The sequence below is a fragment of the Caballeronia sp. INML1 genome, assembly GCF_023631085.1.
In the GTDB taxonomy this organism is placed as follows: Bacteria; Pseudomonadota; Gammaproteobacteria; order Burkholderiales; family Burkholderiaceae; genus Caballeronia; species Caballeronia turbans.
The window spans coordinates 14,835-37,122 of record NZ_JALQDT010000017.1 but is presented as its reverse complement, the minus strand read 5'-3'; the positions used below and the strand labels follow the sequence as shown (position 1 = coordinate 37,122).

The 22,288-nt window shown below is 65.7% G+C and carries 22 protein-coding genes; 8 read left to right on the top strand and 14 right to left on the bottom strand.

The annotated features are described in order from the left end of the window. Nucleotides 1-12 precede the first annotated feature (12 nt). Together NCR38_RS06945 and NCR38_RS06940 are read left to right on the top strand one after the other, a co-directional pair. Nucleotides 13-1,209 carry an efflux RND transporter periplasmic adaptor subunit gene (locus tag NCR38_RS06945; protein WP_250476674.1) on the top strand — a complete coding sequence of 399 codons (1,197 nt, stop codon included), beginning with the start codon at nt 13-15 and terminating at the stop codon, nt 1,207-1,209. Continuing rightward, the gene (locus NCR38_RS06940; protein WP_250476673.1) at nt 1,209-2,720 is read left to right on the top strand and encodes an efflux transporter outer membrane subunit; all 1,512 of its coding nucleotides are present in this window, start codon (nt 1,209-1,211) and stop codon (nt 2,718-2,720) included. Before NCR38_RS06945 ends, NCR38_RS06940 begins: the two co-directional genes overlap by 1 nt. A 97-nt stretch (nt 2,721-2,817) precedes the next feature. On the opposite strand, the gene NCR38_RS06935 is transcribed toward NCR38_RS06940, so the two are convergent. Together NCR38_RS06935 and NCR38_RS06930 are read right to left on the bottom strand one after the other, a co-directional pair. Then, the gene (locus NCR38_RS06935) at nt 2,818-3,441 is read right to left on the bottom strand and encodes a hypothetical protein (RefSeq protein ID WP_061117294.1); all 624 of its coding nucleotides are present in this window, start codon (nt 3,439-3,441) and stop codon (nt 2,818-2,820) included. A 20-nt stretch (nt 3,442-3,461) separates the two neighbouring features. Next, entirely contained in the window at nt 3,462-4,856 is a 1,395-nt protein-coding gene (locus NCR38_RS06930; RefSeq protein ID WP_061117295.1) for a selenium-binding family protein, read from the bottom strand. Between the two features lie 191 nt (nt 4,857-5,047). Between NCR38_RS06930 and NCR38_RS06925 the strand changes: the two genes are divergently transcribed. Further along, entirely contained in the window at nt 5,048-5,203 is a 156-nt protein-coding gene (locus NCR38_RS06925; protein WP_250476672.1) for a hypothetical protein, read from the top strand. An 80-nt stretch (nt 5,204-5,283) separates the two neighbouring features. Here NCR38_RS06925 and NCR38_RS06920 read toward each other — a convergent pair whose 3' ends face one another. Together NCR38_RS06920 and NCR38_RS06915 are read right to left on the bottom strand one after the other, a co-directional pair. Continuing rightward, nucleotides 5,284-5,604 carry a hypothetical protein gene (locus NCR38_RS06920; protein WP_250476671.1) on the bottom strand — a complete coding sequence of 107 codons (321 nt, stop codon included), beginning with the start codon at nt 5,602-5,604 and terminating at the stop codon, nt 5,284-5,286. Nucleotides 5,605-5,693: 89 nt separating this feature from the next. Further along, nucleotides 5,694-6,164 carry an Lrp/AsnC family transcriptional regulator gene (locus NCR38_RS06915; protein WP_061117298.1) on the bottom strand — a complete coding sequence of 157 codons (471 nt, stop codon included), beginning with the start codon at nt 6,162-6,164 and terminating at the stop codon, nt 5,694-5,696. 112 nt (nt 6,165-6,276) lie between these two features. Here NCR38_RS06915 and NCR38_RS06910 point away from each other — a divergent pair, with 112 nt between their 5' ends. Continuing rightward, the gene (locus NCR38_RS06910; protein WP_061117299.1) at nt 6,277-7,215 is read left to right on the top strand and encodes a DMT family transporter; all 939 of its coding nucleotides are present in this window, start codon (nt 6,277-6,279) and stop codon (nt 7,213-7,215) included. A gap of 53 nt (nt 7,216-7,268) precedes the next feature. After that, nucleotides 7,269-8,180, top strand: coding sequence for a recombination-associated protein RdgC (locus NCR38_RS06905; RefSeq protein WP_061117300.1), 912 nt, complete (start codon nt 7,269-7,271; stop codon nt 8,178-8,180). A gap of 13 nt (nt 8,181-8,193) precedes the next feature. On the opposite strand, the gene NCR38_RS06900 is transcribed toward NCR38_RS06905, so the two are convergent. From NCR38_RS06900 to NCR38_RS06880, 5 genes are all read right to left on the bottom strand, one after another. Continuing rightward, nucleotides 8,194-9,258, bottom strand: a complete 1,065-nt coding sequence (locus tag NCR38_RS06900) for a GGDEF domain-containing protein (RefSeq protein WP_061117601.1) — start codon at nt 9,256-9,258, stop codon at nt 8,194-8,196. A 40-nt stretch (nt 9,259-9,298) separates the two neighbouring features. After that, nucleotides 9,299-10,078, bottom strand: a complete 780-nt coding sequence (locus tag NCR38_RS06895) for a hypothetical protein (protein ID WP_250476670.1) — start codon at nt 10,076-10,078, stop codon at nt 9,299-9,301. 491 nt (nt 10,079-10,569) lie between these two features. Then, complete coding sequence (locus tag NCR38_RS06890; protein ID WP_250476669.1) at nt 10,570-11,469, bottom strand: DMT family transporter; 900 nt, start codon at nt 11,467-11,469, stop codon at nt 10,570-10,572. Between the two features lie 67 nt (nt 11,470-11,536). Further along, a complete protein-coding gene (locus NCR38_RS06885) occupies nt 11,537-12,448 on the bottom strand; it encodes a YihY/virulence factor BrkB family protein (protein ID WP_061117301.1) in 912 nt (303 codons plus the stop codon). An 82-nt stretch (nt 12,449-12,530) separates the two neighbouring features. Continuing rightward, the gene (locus tag NCR38_RS06880; protein WP_250476668.1) at nt 12,531-12,701 is read right to left on the bottom strand and encodes a hypothetical protein; all 171 of its coding nucleotides are present in this window, start codon (nt 12,699-12,701) and stop codon (nt 12,531-12,533) included. A gap of 164 nt (nt 12,702-12,865) precedes the next feature. Between NCR38_RS06880 and NCR38_RS06875 the strand changes: the two genes are divergently transcribed. Beyond that, entirely contained in the window at nt 12,866-14,341 is a 1,476-nt protein-coding gene (locus tag NCR38_RS06875; RefSeq protein WP_250476667.1) for an NCS1 family nucleobase:cation symporter-1, read from the top strand. 7 nt (nt 14,342-14,348) lie between these two features. Here NCR38_RS06875 and NCR38_RS06870 read toward each other — a convergent pair whose 3' ends face one another. Together NCR38_RS06870 and NCR38_RS06865 are read right to left on the bottom strand one after the other, a co-directional pair. Further along, nucleotides 14,349-14,672 (bottom strand): hypothetical protein, encoded by a 324-nt coding sequence (locus NCR38_RS06870; RefSeq protein ID WP_061117303.1) that lies wholly within the window; start codon nt 14,670-14,672, stop codon nt 14,349-14,351. Nucleotides 14,673-14,873: 201 nt separating this feature from the next. After that, a complete protein-coding gene (locus NCR38_RS06865) occupies nt 14,874-15,317 on the bottom strand; it encodes a diacylglycerol kinase (RefSeq protein ID WP_250476666.1) in 444 nt (147 codons plus the stop codon). Nucleotides 15,318-15,503: 186 nt separating this feature from the next. Between NCR38_RS06865 and NCR38_RS06860 the strand changes: the two genes are divergently transcribed. Continuing rightward, entirely contained in the window at nt 15,504-15,773 is a 270-nt protein-coding gene (locus NCR38_RS06860) for a hypothetical protein (RefSeq protein ID WP_250476665.1), read from the top strand. Nucleotides 15,774-15,902: 129 nt separating this feature from the next. After that, a complete protein-coding gene (gene tehA / locus NCR38_RS06855; RefSeq protein WP_250476664.1) occupies nt 15,903-16,952 on the top strand; it encodes a dicarboxylate transporter/tellurite-resistance protein TehA in 1,050 nt (349 codons plus the stop codon). Nucleotides 16,953-16,994: 42 nt separating this feature from the next. On the opposite strand, the gene NCR38_RS06850 is transcribed toward tehA, so the two are convergent. Genes NCR38_RS06850 through NCR38_RS06840 form a run of 3 tightly spaced genes read right to left on the bottom strand, consistent with a single transcriptional unit; the run spans nt 16,995 to nt 22,284 of the window. Next, nucleotides 16,995-17,780: a 3',5'-cyclic-nucleotide phosphodiesterase gene (locus NCR38_RS06850; protein ID WP_250476663.1), complete on the bottom strand. Its 786-nt coding sequence runs from the start codon at nt 17,778-17,780 to the stop codon at nt 16,995-16,997. Between the two features lie 20 nt (nt 17,781-17,800). Continuing rightward, nucleotides 17,801-20,029, bottom strand: a complete 2,229-nt coding sequence (locus NCR38_RS06845) for a CHASE2 domain-containing protein (protein WP_061117307.1) — start codon at nt 20,027-20,029, stop codon at nt 17,801-17,803. Then, a complete protein-coding gene (locus NCR38_RS06840) occupies nt 20,026-22,284 on the bottom strand; it encodes an SLC26A/SulP transporter family protein (protein ID WP_250476662.1) in 2,259 nt (752 codons plus the stop codon). Before NCR38_RS06840 ends, NCR38_RS06845 begins: the two co-directional genes overlap by 4 nt. Between the last annotated feature and the right edge of the window lie 4 nt (nt 22,285-22,288).

The following is a 22,288-nucleotide window of genomic DNA, read 5'->3' as shown; positions in this document are numbered from 1 at the left end:
GGTGGAGCAAGAATGGAAGAGCAGGGGTCGCAACGATCGGGCATCACGCGGCGAGGGCGTTTATGGCTCGTGATCGCGCTCGTGGTGGTCGTCGGGCTCGTCGCGCAAGGCATACTCTCGCGGCGCGCGGCGCATGCGGAACTCGAGCGCGATGCGAACGAGCATGGCGTGCAGACGGTGGAAGTCATCAAGCCGACGCGCATGAAGGCGTCGCAGGATCTCGTGTTGGCCGGCGATATCCGCGCGTTCTCCGATGCGCCGATCTTCGCGCGCACGAATGGTTATCTGAAGCGCTGGACCGTCGATATCGGCACGAAGGTGAAGAAGGGGCAGTTGCTCGCGGAGATCGATGCGCCCGAGATCAACGATCAGCTTCGCCAGGCCCGCGCCGATGCGCAAACGGCGCGCGCGAACTATCTGCTTGCAAAGACGACCGCGCAACGCTGGGCGGAGATGCTGAAGAACAATTCGGTGTCGCGTCAGGAAACCGATGAAAAGAACGGCGACATGCTCGCGAAGGAAGCCGCGCTGAATGCGGCGCAGGCGAACGTGTCGCGGCTCGAACAGCTCGTGTCGTTCCAAAAGATCTATGCGCCGTTCGATGGCGTCGTCACGGCGCGCAATACGGATGTCGGGCAGTTGATCGATGCGGGCAGCGGCAGTGCGGGCCGCGAGCTCTTTCACATTCAGGATGCGTCGACGTTGCGCGTGTTCGTCGATGTGCCGCAGGCGTATGCGCGCATGATTTCGGTCGGTTTGCCCGCGGAGTTGCTGCTCAACGAGGAGCGCAACCGCAAGTTCGACGGCGTCACGGTGCGCACGGCGGGCGCGGTCGATCCCGTCGCGCGCACGATGCGTGTCGAAGTCGATGTAAAGAATCCGACGGGCGACTTGCTCGCAGGTGCATATGCGCAGGTGCGCTTTCGTCTGACGAGCGCGAATCCTTCCTTCATGCTGCCGGGCAATGCGCTGCTGTTTCGTCCCGATGGCGTGCATGCCGCGAGCGTCGATGCGAACAATCGCGTGAAGCTCCTGCCTATCATGCTCGGCACGGACTACGGCACGCGCGTGTCCATCGTTTCCGGGTTGAATGGCGACGAGCGTGTGATCGTGAATCCGCCCGATTCGATCATCGACGGCGCGGCGGTGCGTATCGGACGCGAGGGCGCGCGCGGCGGGGCGGCGAAGCAGGAAGGAAACGAATCGTGATGATGCGCGCATCGGTCCGAATCGTTGCAGGGCTAACTATCGCCGCATCGGCGGGCTGTGCGGTCGGCCCGGATTACGTTCGGCCCGACGTGCCGGTGCCCGCGGCCTATAAATCGCAGACGCCGTCCGATGTGCCGCCTGCTGCGTCCGCCGCGGCATCGCAAGACTGGAAGCCCGCGCATCCCGCCGATGCGAAGCCGCGCGCGCCCTGGTGGGAGGCGTATGGCGACCCGCAACTGAACGCGCTCGAAGAACGCGTCGCGACTGCGAACCAGACCGTTGCCGCTGCCGCTGCGCGTTATCGCGGGGCGCGTGCCGCGGCCGCGCAGGCGCGTTCGGCTTACTTCCCGACGATCACCGCGAATGCTGCATTCAATCAGTCGCGCGTGTCGTCGAACGTGCTGTACAAATCGAGCGCGGGCATCACCGTGCCCGACTATCTGGTCGATGCGCAAATCTCCTGGGAGCCGGATCTGTGGGGGCGCATCTCGCGTGCCGTCGAGGGGGGGCGCGCGGCAGCGCAGGCGAGCGCGGCCGACCTGCAAAGCGCGATTCTGTCGATGCAGGCCGAACTCGCGACCAACTACTTCGATCTGCGCGGCACCGTTGAGGAAGAGCGGCTGCTGGACGCCACGCTGCAAGCCTATGAGAAAGCGCTCGCACTCACGCGCGATCGCTTCGCGGGCGGCGTCGCGGCGGAATCGGACGTGGCCCAGGCGGAAGAGCAGTTGCGCGCGACGCAGGCGCAACGGATCGATCTCGAGACCACGCGCACGAGCCTCGTCAACGCGATCGCGATCCTTGTCGGCGAAAATCCGTCGAATTTCGCGCTCGATGTCGCGCCGCTCAACGAAGCGCATTCGCCGCATCCGTCCGCGGCGCTCGCCGTGTTGCCGCTCAGCGTGCCGTCCGCGCTGCTCGAGCGGCGTCCGGACATCGCAGCGGCGGAACGGCGCGTCGCCGAGGCGAATGCGCGCGTCGGCGTGGCGACGGCCGCGTTCTTCCCGAACCTGCTGCTCGCCGCGACGGGCGGTCTCGAAGCGACGCGTTTTACGTCGTGGCTCGAAGCGCCGAGCCGCTTCTGGTCGCTCGGGCCGCAACTCGCGTTCACGGTGCTCGATTTCGGCGGACGCGCGGCGGCTCAAGATGCGGCGCGCGCCGCCTACGACGAGAACGTCGCGGATTATCGCCAGACGGTGCTGACCGCGTTCGGACAAGTGGAAGACAACCTGAACGCGCTGGAAGTGCTGCGCCGCGAAAGCGAAGCGCAGCGCGATGCCGTCGATGCCGCCCAGCGCGCGCTCGGCAAGGTGAGCAACCGCTACGAGAACGGCGCGATCACGTATCTGAGCGTCGTGGTGACGCAGGCCATCGTGCTGTCGGATCAGCGCACGGCGGTGCGCATCGAACGGCGGCGCATGGCGGCGAGCGTTGCGCTCGTGAAGGCGCTGGGCGGTGGATGGACCACGGTCGAACTGCCTGGCGCCGAAGCAGTGTCGCAGCGGGATTGAATTCCGCACGATGCATGCAAAATGCCACCGTGCATCACGCATGCAAAGTGCGTTTTTTCCGGCGCGCCGGGAGACACGCCGGGAACGCGCATCGAGGCTAGACGAGCAGAAACACGCCGCATGCGATCAGCGCCGCGCTCCAGAGCCAATCGACGTTGATCCAGCCGCTGCGCAGAAAGCCTAGGCCGCCGCGTTCCTGAAGGGACATCGCGAACATGGAGATCGCGGCGATCACGGCGAGCATCGCAGCGGTGTGGACGGCGAGCGCCAGCGCGGTGGCTTCGAACGCGGTGTTCGCAAGCTGGCCGGTGCATAGCGGCAACAGCGCCGGCACGAGCATCAGCCCCGCGCCGTGCGCGCTCGACATCACGAAGGACCACAGCGCGAGGCCCGCCAGCCCGGTGCGCATGCCGACGGTCGGCCGTCCGCGGTGCCCGCGCCACGCACTCCACACGCCCCAGCCGATCAGAAGCGCCCCGGATGCGCGCGCGAGCACGTCATGGCCGATCACCATGCCGAGCGTGAGCGCGCCCGCGAGCACGAGCGCGACCGATGCCGCGTGACCCAGCGCGATCGGCACGAGCGATACCAGTGCGACACGGCGGCTCTGCGCATACAGGCCGAGCGCGACCGCGAAGAGCCATCCCATCGCCGGATTGAGGCCGTGAAACGCGCCGAGGCCCGCGGCTGTCAAGAGGAGCGCGGGCGACGCGGCGTCCATGCGAAGCGGCTCGCGGCGTCTCAGGGATAGCAGTACGAATCCGACGAACAATCGCCGCCCTGCAGCCGGATCTGATGCGGCCGATGCCCCTTTGGCCAGTCGATGAAGAACTTGTCGTCGACGGCGAGGCCGCCGTTCGGATCGGCGTCGAGCTTCACCATCCAGCCGTCTATGCCTTCTGGATAAAACTGCGCATCCACCGCGCCGTAGAGCGAGTTGGTGAAGTAGACGCGGCGGCCGTCGCGGCTCACCTCGACCATCTGCGGTCCGCCGTTCAACGCGCCATTCGCGGCGCCCGGATGCGTCGCGCGCGCGACCACGCCGCCGATGCGCACCTTGCCCGTCAGCTTCGGCGCGAACGGATCGGAGACGTCGTATTGCAGCATGTCGCCCGTGCCCCAGCAGGACACGTAGAGAAAGCGATCGTCCATGGACAGATCGATGTCCGAGACGAGCGGCGGGACCGCGCCGAAGCCTTTGAGGAGCGGCGGCAGCGCATCGGCATCGGCGGGCTCGGCGGGAATGTCGATGATCTTCTTCACCGCCCATTTGTCGCCGTCGCGATACCACGTCCAGATCGACGACGACAGATCCTTCAGGCTGATCACGCAATTGACGAAGCCGTATGGCTTGGTCGGATCGTGCGCGGGGCGCAGTTCGAACACGAGCTGATACTCGTCGCCGAAGTCGATTTCCTGAATGTGCCTGCGCTTCGTGAAGTCCCAGAAATGCAGCTTGCGGCCGTACTTCGCGCCGAGCAGCAAGTCCGGCACGAGGCCGTTCTCGAAGGTATCGGGCGTGCCCCATTCGCTCGTGACCATCGTGTCGTAGCCGAGATGCCACCATCCGTCATACGCGAGCTGCTGCGGGCCGCGATCGACTTCCCAGCGGCCGAGCGGATCGAAGCTCTGCTGATCGAGCATCAGCACGCCGCCAGGCGCCTTGCCTTCGGCGTTGCCGAGCGCGGTGATATAGATCCCGCCCGGCCCGCAGTGCACCGTGTGCGGACGCGTATAGCCGGTTTTTTCCGCGAGCTCCGCGGGCTCGATCGTTTTGACGATGACGGGCTTCTTCGGATCGGGCTTCGTGTCGAGGATATGAATGCGCGACGACCGCAGCCCCGGCACGACGAGATAGCGCCGCTCCATGTGCGGATGCGGCGCGTTCGGGCACAGGCATGACGAGCAGGCGTTCCAGCCGAAGTGATGCAGCTCGTCGCCGGTATCGGGCATCGAGATTTCGCCGACGATTTTCGTGTAGTCCGGCGAATCCGGATCGACATCGACGACGGCGATCCTGTCGGGCGTCTGGCGTTCAGGATCGAACGTCGCGACGTAGGCCAGCGTTTCACGCGGCGCTTTCGCCGCGAGCCGCGGGGAAGGGTAGAAGCTCGGATCCGGTTTCCATGTCGCCATGCTGCGTCTCCCAGTTGTGTCGTCGTCGATTCGCTTGCAAAAGCACTATAGGACACGCGGACGCGACACGCTTGCGATGCCCTCGCGGCGCAACGATGCTTTTGTGCTTAGCTTTCGCATGACGCATGAATCGGCGGCGGAAACAAGGCCTAGAATACAGGCATCGCCCCTGGACCAAAAAGGAGGTAGCGATGGCCGAGCCGATGATCAGCCTGATGGCGGGAGTCATTCTGGTGCTATGCGTCGCGGTGGTTCTCGTGATGCATCACCGGCACCCGCATATCCATACCCCCAAAGCGCGCTGGCTGGATTCCCATCCGCCGCGTGACTGGCGGCACAGGCATTGAACGTGCAGCAGGACGTGAATTAAACGGATAGGGCGCCGGCATCGACCGGCGCTTTTTTTTCGCACGGCGCGCGAAGCGCGTCAGCGTCTTGGCCCTTTCATCGCCTCGGCTTCCATCGCGGCGTGCCATTCCTCGCTATTCTCGATCGGGTCCATGCCTTCGTCGATGAACGCGGACGCGCGTTCCGCCACCGAGCGCGTTTCGTCGTCGGTGTCGTCCTCGGTGACACTGTCCTCGTCGGCGGGCGGCTCCAGCATGTCCTGCAACATCGCCTCCAGTTCGGGCGTATCCCACGGTTCGCCGCGCTGCTTTTTCTTTTTGATGTAGTGCCGTACTTCGGCATCCTGCTCGGATGTCAGCGGAAGCCCGCGGAAGGTGCGGTTGGCGTCGAAGTCACTCATGTTCGTTCCTCTCGCGCAAAACCTGTGATGCGTCGGCAAGCGCCTCAAGTGTAACGCCGTTCGTCTGCGCATAAAAACGCGCGATTCAGTCAGCCGAGCGGCGGCAGGCGTCGTTCGATCGGCGTCGCTTTCACGATGGCCGTGCTCGTCGCGGCGCGCTCGGTCACTCGGGAAAGAATGTCGTCGAGATGCTCGATCGAGCGCAGAAAGAGGCGGCATACGAAGCAGTCGTCGCCCGTCACCTTGTCGCATTCGACGAACTCGGGAATGCGCCGGATCGCGTCCTCGACGAGATGCAACTGCCCGGGCAACGGCTGCACGCGCACGATCGCCTGCAGCGTGTAGCCGAGCGCGCGCGGATCGATATCGACGGTGAAGCCGCGAATCACGCCCTGCGTTTCGAGCCGGCGCATGCGCTCGGCAGTGCTCGGCGCCGAGAGGCCGACGCGTTTCGCAAGTTCGCTCACCGCGATGCGCCCGTCGCTCGCGAGCACGTTGATGAGTTCGCGATCGATGGCGTCGATGCCCACGTGGGGCGCGCTGCTGAGGTTCTTTCCCATGATGGCCTTGGATTCGAAGGTCGAAAGATGCACTTGCCTAATTCTAGGCATGGTTTCAGCGCGAGCGCCCGGATAGACTTGAACCCATCGAAAATTGCATGGCGGGCACGAGATGAACACGGAAAGAATCAATGCGCGTTTTGCGGGCGCATCGAACGCGAATGAACTGCGTCGCGGCGCGATCGAGATGTCGCTCGCAATGTTGATGTCGGGCACGATCGGCTGGCTCGTCGTGTCGTCGGGGCAGACGCTGTGGAACGTCGTGTTCTTTCGCTGCGTGTTCGGCGCGGCGACGCTCGTCGCCGTGTGCGCGGCGTTCGGCTTTCTGAAGAAGCGCTATTTCTCGTGGCGCATGATGGGGCTCGTCGCGCTCGGCAGCGTGGCGATCGTCGGCAACTGGCTGCTGCTGTTCGCCGCGTATTCGCGCGCGTCGATCTCGATGGCGACGACCGTCTACAACACGCAGCCATTCATGCTTGTGGCGCTCGGCGTGGTCGTGCTGCGCGAGCGCGTGTCGGCGTCGACGATCGCGTGGCTCGGTGTCGCGTTCATCGGCCTTGTGATGGTGGTGCGCGTCGAGCCCGCCGTGCTGGCGATGCCGGGGCAATATTTCGAAGGCATCGCGTATGCGCTCGGCGCGGCGTTCCTGTACGCGATATCGTCGATCGTCACGAAGCGCCTGAAGGGCACGCCGCCGCATCTGATTGCGATGCTGCACGTGCTGTTCGGCATCGTCATGCTCGCGCCGTTCGCACGTTTCGACCAGACGCCCGCGTCGATTACCGGCTGGTCCGATCTCGTCATGCTCGGCATCGTCAACACGGGACTCATGTACGTGCTGCTCTACGGCGCCATCCAGAAGCTGCCGACGGCGATGACGGGCGCGCTGTCGTTCATCTATCCGGTCGTGGCGATCGTCGTCGACTGGCTCGCGTTCGGGCAAAGGCTCGCGTGGCTGCAAGTGGCCGGGGCGGTGCTCATTCTGCTCGCGGCGGCGGGCGTGAATCTGCAGTGGCGGATCGTGCCGCAAAAACGGCGCGCGAACGATTGACGCGCACTCGTATAGAATGGCGCCCCTTTCCGACTACATCGAAATCCCGCGCCATGTGGTTCAAGAACCTCCAGCTTCACCGTCTCCCCGCACACTGGTCCGTCACGCCGCAACACATGCAGCAATGGCTCGCGCCGCTCGCGTTCAACGCGGCGTCGAGCATCGAGAACGAGCGGCGCGGCTGGGTCTCGCCGCGCGGCGACGATGAACTCGTCTACACGGCGAATCGTCAGACGCTCATCGTCTATCGCGCGGAGAAGAAGCTCCTGCCCGCATCGGTCGTCACGCAGTTCGTCAAGGAACGCGCGGCCGAAATCGAAGAGCAGCAGGGCTTCAAACCCGGCAGAAAGCAGTTGCGCGAACTGAAAGAGCAGGTCACCGACGAACTCCTGCCGCGCGCGTTCAGCATTCGCCGAGATACGCGCGTATGGATCGACCCGGTGAACGGCTGGCTTGCGATCGATTCGTCGTCGGCGACGGTGTGCGACGACATCATCGGCTTGCTCGTGAAGTCCGTCACCGATCTGCCGCTCGCCAGCGTGCGCACCGCGCGCTCCCCCGTTTCCGCGATGACCGACTGGCTGCTGTCGGGCGACGGTCCCGCGGGCTTCACGCTCGATCGCGACACCGAACTGCGCTCGACGGGCGAAGGCAACGCGACGGTCCGCTATGTCGGCCACGCGCTCGAAACCGAAGACATGCGCCGGCATATCGAAGCGGGCAAGCAATGCATGCGTCTCGCGATGACGTGGGATGACCGCGTTTCCTTCGTGCTGACGCCATCGCTCACGTTGAAGCGCGTGAGCGCGCTCGACGTCATCAAGGAAGCCGCCGATCCCACCGCCGCGAACGACGACGAGCGCTTCGAATCCGACTTCATCCTGATGACGGGCGAACTCGCGCGCATGTTGTCGGCGCTGACCGAAGCACTGGGCGGCGAAGAGGATCTGCGCGCCGCCGCGTAGGGAAACAGGCGAATCAGGCGGACGGCGACGGCGAGAACGCGTAGCCGTTCTTGCCATTGCGCTTCACGGTGTACATCGTGTCGTCGGCGGCGGCGACGAGCCGCCAGTAATCGTTGACGCGATCCGGGAAGCTCGCGATGCCGATGCTCGCGCGCACGAGCGACAGGCCCATCTGCGCATCGGTTTCGCCGACGCACGCGATGATTCTTTGCGCGATCACGGCCAGTTCACCATCGCTCGAAAACTCGCTCACGAGCAGCGCGAATTCGTCGCCGCCGATGCGCGCGACGAGATCGCCGCCGCGCACCGCATGGCGGAAACGGCGTGACACCGCGATCAGAAATTCATCGCCGATGCGGTGGCCATGCGTATCGTTGACGCGCTTGAAGCCATCGAGATCGATGTACAGCACCGCGATGCGCGTCGAGCCGCGCGCGCCGCTCGCGAGCGCGTTGGCCGCTTCCTCCAGCGCCGCGAAGAGCTTGCGGCGGTTGGGCAGGCCGGTCATCGGATCGTGCAGCGACGCCTGCTCGAACTCGTTGGAAATGCCGAGGAGTTGCCGGTTGCGTTTTGCATACATGCCGAGCGCGGTGATGAGCACGCCGAAGACGATCGCCGAGAGCGCGATCAACGTATGCGACACGCTCAGAATGCGTTCGCGCACGTCCGCGCTCGCGCGATCGCGAGCGGTGCGCCACCAGGCATAGGTGGAATCGAGCGCGGAACTCGCCTCGCCGAGCGCGGTGGCGGGCGAGAGGACGGCGGAGGGCAGGGACGGCGCCGACATGGGGCTTGCCGCCACCAGCGCGTGCAGCGCCGCGAGCCGTGCCGCCAGTTCGATGCGCGACTCGCGATAAGCCGCCTGACGCTGGGTGTCGCCGGCTGGGGCGTTCTGCAGCGACAGCGCGGCCGCGCGGGCGGTATCGGCGCGCTCGACCGCTTCGAGCACGAGCCCGACATACTCCTGTTGCAGTTGCGCGGAAAAGATCGCGCGGATCTGCATCGCGAGGAACAGCAGGCCGATCAGCAGGCACAGCAATGCGGCGCCCGCGAGCGGCGCGGGGCCGGGCATGCGCATGCGTTCGAGCGCGCGCCGCACGCGGCCCGCCAGCGTGTCCTCAGGGGCGTGAATACTCCTCTCGCTGACGGTTCGGGACATTGTGTCGATAGCTCACTCGGTTAAAAAACGCGCCCACGCGGGCGAAGAGACCGCCCTCGCGCTTCGCGTGCGCCTGGCGCTTGCGCGCCTGCGCGTAGGAGTCGTTGCCGGCGCGATTCGCGGCGGCGGCCCGCGCCGTCGCGGATGGCGCGCCGCGGCGTTGCACGGCGGCGCCCTGGACGGGCGCGGCGGTCGATCCGTCGGCCTGCGACGGTCGTGTCGAGGACTGCGCGTAGGCCGTCGTCGCGAGGGTCGTGTCGGAGCCGTCCGTGCCGGTGTCGGCGACGGTGGGTTCGTCGGCGGCGTCGGCGACCGGCGCATTGTCGGCAAGCGATGCGGTGTCGATGGGCGCGGGTCCATCGTTCGACGCATAGCGGACCGCGTTGCCGGGAGCCCCGGCCAGGGGCGTTTCCACGGCCCCCGCCGACTGCGTTTGCGCGGCGATGGCGGGCTGGTCGATGCCGAGCGTGCGGCGCGCGCTCGCCATCGCTTCGGCGTACACCCGCTGATCGTGGTTGAACCACATGCCGTACGCCACGGTGCCGAGCACGCCGATGCCGAGCGCGGTCGCCGATGCCATCCACAGCGCGAGTCGCCCGAAACGCAATGGCATGCGCATGGGGCCGGGTTCGTCGTCGTAATCGATTGCAGTCTCGGGCGAATTGGTGACAGTGGGATCATTCGCGGGACTTGCGTGCTCCGCGATGCTCTCCTCGGGTAGCTTTGCGTGCTGAGGCATGACAGCGCTCTCCAGAACGTATTCGTCAGACAGCGGACCAGCGCGGACGCACGGCGCGCGCTCGCCCATATTCGCCCCGCGCGTCCCATCATCTGAACAATGAATGCGATGTGCCTGCGCGGAACGTCACAGCCGGATGCCGGTTCAGCCTGCACTGCCGGGCCATTTTTTGCCAAACAATGTAACTCGCGCCACATACCGCGACAATCCGGGGCGGCGATGAGGCGCGTGAACGAAGATGCGGATGATCGCGCGCAACACCCGGCGAAAAGGGCGCGAGCAGGGTCGGACGGACCGGTGCGCCGTGATTTCACCGCATCGCGCGAGACGATGGCGAAGCAGGTTCGGCCACTCTGCAGCATTCTTCATTCCAGCCCCGATTTGATGAGCGGCGCATACATCATTCTTCAGAGGAAGTTCCCGCACGTATGTGAGGTGGCGCACATACGCGCGTGGCGGGACTTTCGGTGTGGAGTGCGCGCCACATGCCCTCATCGGCGTTTGGACGATACGACGAGCGCGATGCCGCCGAGTATCGCGACCGCGCTCGCGGCGAGGCGCGCGGTCAGCGGTTCGCCGAGCAACAGCACGCCGCCCGCCGCCGCGATTACGGGCACGCTCAGTTGCACCGTGGCGGCCGTCGCAGGCTTCAAGCCTTTCAACGCCGCGTACCAGATGACATAGCCGAGTGCCGAGGTCAGCGCACCTGATGCGACGGCGTAGGCGAAGCCCGCAACATCGAAGCGCGCATGCGCGAACGCGAGCGCGAGGGCCGACACGGTGAGGGCGAACGGCAGCGCGCGCAGGAAATTGCCCGCCGTCTCGGCGACGGGGTCGGACCGGCCGCGTCCGCGCAGCGAGTAGACGCCCCAGCCGATGCCCGCGGCGATCATCAGCGCCGACGACAGCGGATCCGGCGCGGCGAGTCCCGGCAGCACAAGCCACACGAAGCCGGCGAGCGCGAGCAGCAGGCCGAGCCACTGCGTCGCGGCGAGACGCTCGCCGATCGCGATCCCGTAGCCGATCATCGTCGCCTGCACGGCGCCGAAGAGCAGCAGCGCGCCCGCGCCCGCCGCGAGCCGCACGTAGGCGTAGGAGAACGGTGCAGCATAGACGATGAGCGCGAGCGCCGACGTCCAGTTGCCGGCGCGTCGCGCATCGTCGCGAACATGGCCGCCGCGCACGAGCAGCATCATCCACAGCACGAGCGCCGCCGACGCGATGCGCACGAGCGTGAAGCTCGCAGCGTCGATTTGCGTGCCCTTGAGCGCGAGACGGCACAAGAGCGAGTTGCCGGCGAAGGCGAGCATCGCGATGACGGTGAGCACGGCCACGCGCGCGCCATGCGGCGAGGACGCGGCTGAGGCGGCCGTAGACGTGAGCTTGGACATCGGAAGTGTGCCGGACGGTGCCGCATCACTGTAGCGCGGGCGCGCCGTGAAGGCATGCTGCAGTGCTTCAGCCGGTGGTGAAAGGCTGCGGCGGCGCATTGCCTTCGATGCCGAAGCGCTCGAATTCGGAAATCACCTGCGCGCCGAAGAGCAGCAGGGTGGCGAGCGCTTCGAGGCTGAACAGCACGACGATCGACGTCGTGAGCGAGCCGTACACGACGCTCACTTGCGAGAGCGTCGCGAAGTACCACACGAGCACGTGGCGCGTGATTTCCCAGAGCACGGCCGCCGTCACGCTGCCGAGCAGCGCGAGCCGCAGCGACGGCCTTCCGACCGGCATCACGAGATAGATCGACGTGAGCACGAAAATCTCACCGGCGACGCCGAGCAGATAGAGCAACACCCGCGACACGCCTTTGAGCGACACCTCGACGCCGAGCAGATCGACGCTATTGCTGCCCATCGCCTGCAAGCCGTTCGAGACGAGCGTGACGATCAGCATGCCGACGCCGAGAAACAGGATGTAGCAGTACGGCAGGAGCGCCGAGAGCAGAAAATGCCGCCGCCGGATCGCGACGCGATGCACGAAGATCACGGACATCGCGTTCTCCAGCACCGTGAAAGCGAGCGAGCTGAAGAAAATCATCGTGACGAGCAGAAGCCAGCCGAGCACCGCGCGATGGGCGAGAAAGTTGGCGAGCTCACGTACCACTGCGCGCGCCTGGCCGGGCACGAGCCATTCGAGCAGATGCGCGAGTGTGTCGAGCAATTGCTGCTGTCCGATGAATTTCGACAGCACGATCACGATCAGGATCAGCAGCGGAACGATGGACAGAAGCGCGTAGTACGCGACCGCGCCCGCGAGCAGCATGCCCTGATTGGCGCGAAAAGCCCGCAGCGTGCGCATCGCGAAGGCGAAAGGATGACGTGCGACGCTTTTCACCTGCGGGCCCAGCACGGGGCCCAGAATCTTCGACATGGAACCTCCGCGGCGCGATGCTGCCCATCTTGTCCGGACGAGCAAGTATCGCTCCCGTATGCGCTCGCGCGCACGGAAGATGTCAGCCCGGGCGACGCGCCTCGCTGCGTGCGGCCGCCTGCTGCGCGGCTTCTTCGAACGCAAGATCGAGCAGGGTGTCGACTTCCCCCGCGGGAAGCTCGGTCGCGTCGACGTTGCGCAATCGGCAGAAAAGCGCGAGCGCCTCGGCTGCGGCGGCGAAAGCGTCGTTCATGTCGCGGGAATTAAGGCGTCGTTTTCTCATGGTTCACATAACGGCAGCCGCACGGCCGGACTTTAATATGCCGCGACGCAGCGCACTGCCGCATGCACCTTCATCTTTTGGATGGATTAATCTAGGTACATAACACGCGCCCGTCGAAGGCACAGGAGGACATCATGGCCGCATCCCACGCAACCTCCGCCGCCGACGCGCTCGGCGCCGACGCCGAAATCGTCAACGCCGACGAACGCCTCTACAACCACGATCTCGCGCCCGTACCGCGCGCGAAGCGAACCTGGACCGGCTACAGCATCTTCGCGATGTGGATGTCCGACGTGCACAGCGTCGGCGGTTATACCTTCGCCGCGAGCCTCTTTCTGCTCGGCATCTCCGGCTGGCAGGTGCTGCTCGCGCTCACCATCGGCATTCTCATCGTGTATGTGCTGATGAACTGGGTGGGCAAGCCAAGCCTCAGGCACGGCATTCCGTTTCCCGTGATGGCGCGCGTCTCGATGGGCGTGATGGGCGCCAATCTCGCCGCGCTGATCCGCGGCGTGGTCGGCATCGTGTGGTACGGGGTGCAGACGTATTTCGCGTCGAAGGCGGTCGCGACGCTGCTGCTTCTGTTCGTGCCGTCGGTCGCCGCGTGGCGCGATACGAGCTTTCTGCGCCTCGACATGCTCGGCTGGGTGAGCTTTCTTTTCATGTGGCTGCTGCAGCTCATCATCTTTCAGCGCGGCATGGAGATCATCCGCAAGTTCATCGATTTCTGCGGGCCGGCGGTGTATGTCGTGATGTTCGTGCTGATGGGCTGGATCCTGTACCGCGCGGGTCTCGGCAGCCTCAATCTCACGCTTTCGGGCAAGGTGCTGTCCGGCGACGAGCAACTGCACGCGATGGTCAACGCGACCCTGCTCGTCGTGAGCTACTTCGCCGCGTTGCTGCTGAACTTCGGCGACTTCTCGCGCTTTGCGAAGAGCGAGCGGCAGATGAAGATCGGCAATTTTCTCGGCTTGCCGTTCAATTTCGTTGCGTTTGCAATCATCACGGTGATCGTCACAGCGGGCAGCGAAAAGGTGTTCGGCACGATGATCATGGACCCGGTCGAGATCGTCTCGCGCATCGAGAACAAGGTGTGGGTCGCGATCGGCAGCATCACCTTCATCATCGCGACGATGGGCATCAATATCGTCGCTAACTTCGTCTCGCCCGCCTATGACATCGCCAATCTGTTCCCGAAGCATGTGGACTTCAAGAAGGGCGGCCTGATCGCGTCGATACTCGCGGTGATCGTGTGCCCGTGGATCTTCGTCGACAGCCCGAAGGCGATCACGATCTTCGTGTCCGTGTTCGGCGCCGTGCTCGCGCCAATGTACGGCGTGATGATGGCCGACTACTATCTCGTGAAGCGCCAGCAGGTCAAGACCGCCGATCTCTACACGATGCAGCCCGGCGGACGCTTCTACTACGATGGCGGCTGGAACAAGGTCGGGCTCGCGGCGCTCCTCTTGTCGGGCGCGATCTCGGTCGGTTGGGAGCTGTCGACCCAAATGCTAAAGCTTCTGCCGCCGAACAATCTCGGCTGGCTGATCGGCGCGGCCGCGGGCGCGCTGCTCTACGTCGTGCTGATGCGCATGGCGAATCGACAATAGAACGACTTCATTTGATCCACTTGCGCACGTCCTGCTCCCATTCGGGCTGGCCGCAGTTCGGCGGATTCTCCGGGCCGAGCACGGTGATGTAGCCCTTGTCCTTCATGCACGCCTCGTAGGCGCGCACCTGCACGCAGCGGCCTGCGCCGGCTTTCTTCGCGGCGGCCTTGCACGCGGACATCGAATTGTCCATGCCGCTGAAATCGGCATCGGCGTTGGCATCGTTCCATGAGGGCGGGTTCGCGCTCGCCGAGAACTCGACGGGCGTGCTGCACGCGGCGAGCGCCAGTGCGGCAGCGGGAAGAAAACACGAGCGGAAAAGTCCATTCATCTGCTTGAACTCCTTTTTCTTAAGCTCTTGTTGAAGGCCCACGATCCGCCGCCTATTATTCCCCGCTGTCGTGACGCGCGTTGCGTTTTTTATTCCGCCCGGAGCCTTCGATGAAACCCATGCCGCTCGCTCACGTCGCTTGCGCGGCATATCGATGCATTCGTATCGAAGTGATTCGCCGCGCGCAAACGGCCTCGTTGCTTATGGATGCGCGTGCAGCCAGTGCCACGCGAGCGGGCCGCAGATCACGCCCCAGGTCATCGCGGCGATCAGGAGCGCGATCGTGACGGCGGCGCTGCCGCAATCCTTCGCCCGTCCGGAGAGTTCGTGACGTTCGAGCGAGATGCGATCGATCGCCGCTTCGATGCTCGAGTTGAGCAGTTCGACAAGTAACACGAGCAGCACCGATCCTGCGAGCAGCACACGTTCCGCGGCGCTCACGCCGACGAGCGCGGCAATCGGCAGCAGCACGATCGCGAGGCACACTTCCTGGCGAAACGCGCTTTCCTCACGCCATGTGGCGGCCATGCCGGCCCATGAATGACGCAGCGCGAAGAGGGCGCGCAAGGGGCCGCGCCGCTTGACGTGCGCACCTTGCGTGGGCGTCGATGAAGAACGTGAAGTGGAATCAGTCGGCCGGTTCATGACGGGAATGTTATCGCGTTGGCCGGAGTGTATCGCACGTGCCGATACGAAAACGTTTGCCGATCCGAAGCGCACGTAGCGGCGATGAATGGGCTTGTCAGGGGATTCGCCGGACCTTCATACTGTCGCGCAATCGCGAGGCGAAAGCACTCACGCCGATAACTAAAAGAGAGCCGGGGAATCATCATGAAGTCACGCTTCACCGCTGTTCATCTACGTCCTGTCGAGCTTGCCGATCCGCATCTCGCGCATCTGTACATGGAGTGCGTCGATGCGCAAGCGCGCCTCTCCGGTGCGAGCAAGCTCGCGGCGGCAGCCGTGTTCGAGGCGCGCGAAAAGTCGCTCGATGTCTTGTGGTCACGTCTCGATGCGCTCGACCCCAGGCTATGCCGCGAATTGAAGCACGCGGTGCAGGACTGGCACGACATCGCCGTGAAGCTGCGCGGCGGCGAATGATTTGAGACGCGCGAGCAGCGCAACGAGACGCTGCGACATTCGCGCGGAAGGCCGCCGCCCTTAACCTTTCTCCAACGACACGACGAGCGCGCTCCTTCGCTTTCGTCGGAAAATTTACGGAGAAGGGCAATGGACAGCAACAATGGTACGAACAATCATGCACCGATGCCGGTCGCGTTCTTCGGCATCGCCGTCGGTTCGCTCGCGCTCGCGGGCGCATGGCGCGCGGCCGCCCGCGTATGGACGATTCCCGAGGCGGTGCCCGCGCTGCTGACGGCGAGTGCGCTCGTCGTCTGGCTCGCGTATCTCGTCGCCTACGGGCGCAAGTGGCTCGTGCAACGCGACGCGGCCGTCGCCGAGATGCGTCATCCGGTGCAGTCTTCGTTCGCGGCCCTCGTGCCGGTATCGACGATGCTCGCCGCGCAAGCCGTGCAAGCATATTCGCGCGATTTCGCCATCGCGCTCTTCGTGATTGGCGCGGTGAGCTCGCTTGCGCTCGGCGCGTATCTGCAAGGACGGTTCTGGCAAGGCGGCCGCAAGCCCGAGCTGATCACGCCCGCGATCTATCTGCCGACTGTCGCGCCGAGCTTCGTCGCAGGAACGGCAGCGGCCGGTCTCGGCTTCACGCAACTCGGCATGTTGTTCTTCGGCGCGGGTGTGTTCTCGTGGCTCGCGATCGAATCCATCGTGCTGCATCGCGCCGCCGTGCATGAGCCACTGCCCGAAGCGCTGCGCCCGAGCCTCGGCATTCAGCTTGCGCCGCCGGTCGTCGGAGGCGTGTCGTATCTCGCGATGACGCATGGCGTACCGGATATGTTCGCCTACATGCTGCTCGGCTACGGTCTTTATCAGGCGCTGATGCTGACGCGTCTCGTCCCGTGGATTCGTCAAACCGCATTCACGCCTTCGTACTGGGCCTTCAGCTTCGGCGCGGCCGCATTGCCGACGATGGCGATCCGGATGCTCGAACGCGGCGCGACGGGGCCGATGGTGTGGATCGCGCCGGCGGCGTTCGTCGTGGCGAACGTCGTGATCGGTCTCATGATCGCGGGGACGCTGCGGGCGATTGCACGAGGCACCCTGTTGCCGGTCTCAACGCCTGCCGCGCCCGCGAATGTGACACCGCTCAAGGACAACGTGCGCTCCATCGAAAGCCGTGCCGTAGCAGGCTCACGTTGAGCGCTGATGCAATCGATTAGCGATGCAACTATCGGCGGGACGTCACAAGATCAACACCTCGCCAGAGCGCAACGCACGTAGCGACACTCCCGGCAACGCGGCGCGCAGTTCATCGAGAATCTGCGCGCCGTGCGGCGGTTTCAGATGCGAAATCAGCAATTCGGCCTTCATCTCGACGCCGCGCACATCATCCGCCATGAGACTCGGGCAGTAGTGATGCGCCGCATGCGCCAGCTTGATCTGCGCATCAGGAAACGCGGTCTCGACGATCACATGGCGTAATCCGGGCAACGCCGAAATCGCCGCCCAGAACGCGGGATTGGTCGTCGTATCGCCGCTGAAAGCCAGACACGCTGTCTCACTCGATACCGCGAAGCCCATCGACGGCACCGTATGTCGCGCAGGCAATGCCGTCACGGTGCGCTCATTCAACGTAATGCGCTCGCCGACCTCCAGTGCTTTGAACCGCACGCCCGGCGCCTGCGGCGAAGGAATGCGCGTGAAGTCCGGCCAGATCAGGTTGTTGAAGATATGCGCCTGCAGGATGTCGAGCGTCGCGCGGCTCGCGTGGACGATCAGTGGCGCGTCGCGGGCATCGCCCACGGCATCGATCATGAGCGGCAGATACGCGATGTGATCCAGATGCGAATGCGTGAGAAACACATGATCGACGCGCGCGAGCTCATCGTCGGTCAGAACAGCGACGCCTGTGCCGGCGTCGATCATGATGTCGTGATCGACGAGCAGCGCGGTCGTGCCGCCGGCGTCGTTCGCCGCGACCGGGCCGCTGCTGATCGCGCCGCTACAGCCGAGTACCCGAACCTTCATGATGCGCCCCGCCTGATGGTCTATTTCGTATCGAATGCGCTTACGCAGTCCCAGTCCTCGGGCAACGCGACGCCTCGCAGCGCATCGATACGCTTGCGATAGATCGCATACACCTGTCGCTCAGGATACTGCGCCGCGAGCGTCGCGAGTAGCGTTTGCGCTTCGTCCCACTCGCGCGCGCGATAGTGCGCGAGCGCCGCGTGCCAGCGCGCGAGCGCATCGGCATGTTCGTGCGGCGGCTGCGGCTCGAACACCGCGATCGGTGCGACGCGTCCCTTCACGCGCACGCGATCGATCTCGCGGAATACGACATCCGGCACCCGCTCGCGCGTCGCCTCGCCGACGATGATGTCGATATCGAAGCGTCGCGTCAGTCCTTCGAGCCGCGCCGCGACGTTCACCGCATCGCCCATCACGGTGTACGCCTTGCGCACGGACGAGCCCATGTCGCCGACCGTCATCGGTCCCGTATTGATGCCGATGCCGATCCACAAGGTCGGCCAGCCGCGCGCCGTGAGCGTGCGGTTCAGTTCGACGAGCGCGGCGCGCATGCCGAGCGCCGCGGCGAGCGCATGGCGCGCATGATCCGGATCGTCGACGGGCGCGCCCCAGAAGCCCATGATCGCATCGCCGATGTACTTGTCGAGCGTGCCGCGATGCGCGCGGATCACCTCGGTCATCGTGCCGAGATACTCGTTCATCAGCCGCGCGAGCGCTTCCGGCTCCAGTGTCTCGGCGATCGCGGTGAAGCCGAGCACGTCGCAGAAGAGCACGGTGAGTTCCGCGCGACGGCCCGCCATGCTGTAGTCCTCGGGATGCCGGCTCATCTCCTCGACCAGTTCCGGCGGCACGTATTGCCCGAAAAGCGCGGCGAAATAGCGTTTCGCGCGGGCCTCCACGAAATAGCCGTAGGACATGTTGAGCACATGGAGCGCGAGCACGGCAAGCAGCAGGGACGCCACGGGAATCGACCAGCCGAGCCGCGCGAACGCGAAGAGATCCGCCGCGACGATCGCAGCGAACAGCATCGCGCTGGAAAGCGTCGCGCGGGCGGGGCTGCGCCACGGCCACAGGAAGATCATCGCGAGGCCGGCGAGCACGAGCATCGACGCCTGCAACGCCGCCGCGAAAGGCGGCTCGAAGCGGATCGTGCCGTCGAGCATGCCGGCGATGAGGTTCGCGTTCACCTCGACACCCGGATACACCTCGCCGACGGGCGTCGTGCGCTGATCCATCAGCCCCGGCGCCGTCGTGCCGACGAGCGCGATCTTGCCCGCGAGCGCGCCCGCCGGAATGCGCTGCCCGAGCACATCGGCGATGGAGTAGTAAGGGAAGCTGCCCGTCGTGCCGCGATAAGGCACGAGTGCCGCGCCGTTCTCATCGACGGGAATGACGCGCGTGCCGCGCGGCGTCGTGAGCGCGAGTCCGGCGAGCGGTGACGTTGGATCGGACGGATCGTCGAAAACGGGTGTGACCGAGGCATCGCCTAAAAGGGCGCGGAACACTTCGAGCGAGAGCGCGCCGTACACGCCGTCGCGAAATGCGCTGATGAGCGGCACCCGGCGCACGGAGCCATCGAAGTCGATCACCGGATTGAAATAACCCGCGCGCCGCGCCGCGCTTTGCAGCGCGCTCAGGTTGCCGCCATAGCCCGTCCAGTCGAAGAGCGTGAACGGATGCGTGCCGAACGCGCGCTCGTTCATCAGCGGCGACGGAATCGCGCCGCTCGATGCGTCCCGATTCGAGAAGTAATAGCCGAGCACGACGGGACGACCCGCGAGGGCATCGGCGAAGCGCTGATCGTAATCCAGACGCGGCGCGAGCCGCTCGAGCGCCTGCCGGTAAGCGGCGTTGTCCGCGAGCGGGCCGCGCGCGAGCTCGTCGAGCACGGCGAGGCCCGAGCTCGCGTCGGCTTCCGCGAACACCATGTCGAAGCCGAGCACCGCGACATGCTCGCGCGAAAACAGCGTATCGGCGAGCGTCGCCATGCGCGCGCGATTCCACGGCCAGCGGCCGAGTTCCGCGAGACTTTTTTCGTCGATGTCGAGGATCGCGATGCGCGCATCGGTCGTGCGCGGCATGAAGAGGCGCACTTTCGCGTCGTAGAGCATCGCGGCCAGCGAATCGATGAAGCGGATGTCGTAGCGCGCGAGCGCGTGCCCCGCGAGCGCGACGACGATCGCGAGGCCCAGAACCCAACGCACGCCCGAGCGTTTGAGCACGGACGCAAAGAGTTCGCGCGCACTCATTGCGCGGCCCGGATCTGCTCGTTCGCGGCGACGAGCCGCGCCGCGAGCACCCGCGCGACGAACTTGTGCATGCGCGCGGCGAGCGCGGGATCGTCGCTTTCCAGTCGCTTCAGGGTCGCGAGCGCGAGGCGCAGCACGACGGTCGGCTCGTCGGCGACGACGTCCGCGCTGCGCCGCGCGCCGGTGTACACGGCCATTTCGCCGACGATCGTGCCCGCGCCGAAGCTGCGCAGCCGCAACGTGCGCCCCTCGCCGACGCTGAGCGCCACCGTCACGCGTCCCGTTTCGACGAAATAGATCGAATCGCCCGGATCGGCCTGCCGGAACACGTACTCGCCGGGCGCGAGCGCGAGCGTGTCGAGATGCGGGCGCAGCGCGTCGAGCGTGTCGGGCAAGGTCGATGCGAACCCGCCCGCGCGCGTCGCACGCGACGGATCCAGCGCGCGCAGCATCTGCGTTTCGATCCATTCGAGGCCGCTGTCCAGATCGGCGAATTCATGCGGGCCGCTCGCGCGTTTCGTATCGGTGATGCCTTTGGCGAACCACGCCTTCAGCCCCGGCGAAAGGCCGGTCAAAACGAGCTGCGCGTTCGCGCGCGCGCAGGCCTCGCGCAGCCTCACGAAGCTCGCGGTGCTCGACGCATCGACGCCATGCACGCGCGCGAAATCGACGAGCACGAAGCGCACGCCCGGGCGTGCATCGGGGGCATCGGCGCTCGCTTCGAGGCGTGCGAGGATATGCGTGAGGATCGAATACGCGGTGCCGAAGAACAGAAACCCCTGCAACGCGACGCCGTAGAGCGCGCGCGCCTCGCCATCGAGCGCGCGGCTTTCGTCGACGGTGCGCTCGACGTTCGAGCGCCGGCCACGCCCGTCGAATTCGAGGCGAAAGCAGCTCACGCGGCCATAGCGCACGACGAACAGCATGCACGCGGCGACCACGCCGAGGAGCACGCCCGCGACGATCCCATACACGGCGATGATCGCCATGATCGCGGGAATCAGCAGATAGTCGTGCCACGGCAGGCGCCGCAACGAGTTGATGAGCCATTCGTTCAGCATGGCCGCGCCGATGAAGATCTGCAGCCCCACGAGCACGGGCTTCGGCAACAGCGCCATCAGGCTCGGAAAGCGCGCGACCACGACGAGGCAGAAGAGCGCCGCCAGCACGCCCGCGCGCCGCTCTCGTACGCCGAGACGCCAGTTGGTGATCGTGCGCGTCATCGACTGCGCGCCGACGAGTCCGCCCGCGAGCCCGGTCAGCACGTTCGCGATGCCGGCCGCGCGCATCTCGCGATTGAAGTCGACATCGCGCGAGGTCGTCACGCCGATGCTCGTCGCGTTGAGCAGCACGGTCATCGACGAGACAGCGGCGACGGCGAGAATCTCGGGCGTGCGCGAGACGAGCGTCGGCAGCCAGGCGTCGTGCAGCAGCGAGAACGGCAGGCGCATGCCGGTGATCGACTCGTAGTGAAACAGCAGCCCCATGCGGCGCGCGTCTTCCAGACTCTTGCCCGCTCCGTGCAGCCCGCCGTAGAAGATCACGATGCCGAGCGCGATCATCGACGGCAACACGATCACGTAGCGCGACAGCGGCGTGATGCGCGTGAGCACGAAGAGGCCGACCCCCACGACGAGCGCGGGCACGCTCGCGAGCCACGGCAGCGTCATGAAAAGACGCGGCGTCGCGGCGCCGACGGGCGCATCGGTGAGCACGCGCAGCGCGCCTTCGAGCAAGAGCAGGCCGGTGCCCGCGAGAAAGCCGCCGATCACCGGAAACGGGATGTACTGGATCAGGTTGCCGCGTTTCCAGTGCGCGAGCGCGAAGAGCAGCGCGCCCGTCGTCAGCGACGACACCGCAATCAGCATCAGCACGGTGGCGAGCACGGCGCCGTCGTCGCCGCCCGCGGCATGCACCGACAGCGCGACGGACGAGGCCAGTCCCGCGAGCAGCGCCGTCGCGTTCGAATCCGGCCCCGCGATCATGAAGGGCACCGAACTCGTCAGCGCGACCACGAACGCGACGATCACGCAGCTCAGAAGCGCAGTCGGCATGCCGGCGGAGATCCACGGCGTGAGCCCGGCCGAGAAGATCGTCGCGCCATAGCCGGCGGCGTAGGCGAGCGCGAGCAGCGCGGTGAGCACGCCCGCGAGGGCATCGACGCCGAACGCCGCGATGGCCGAGCGACCGCTCGATGCGCTCGCATCGGGCCTCGCGCGCATGAGTTTCGTGTCGCGGCTCGCGTTCTCGCTCATCGCG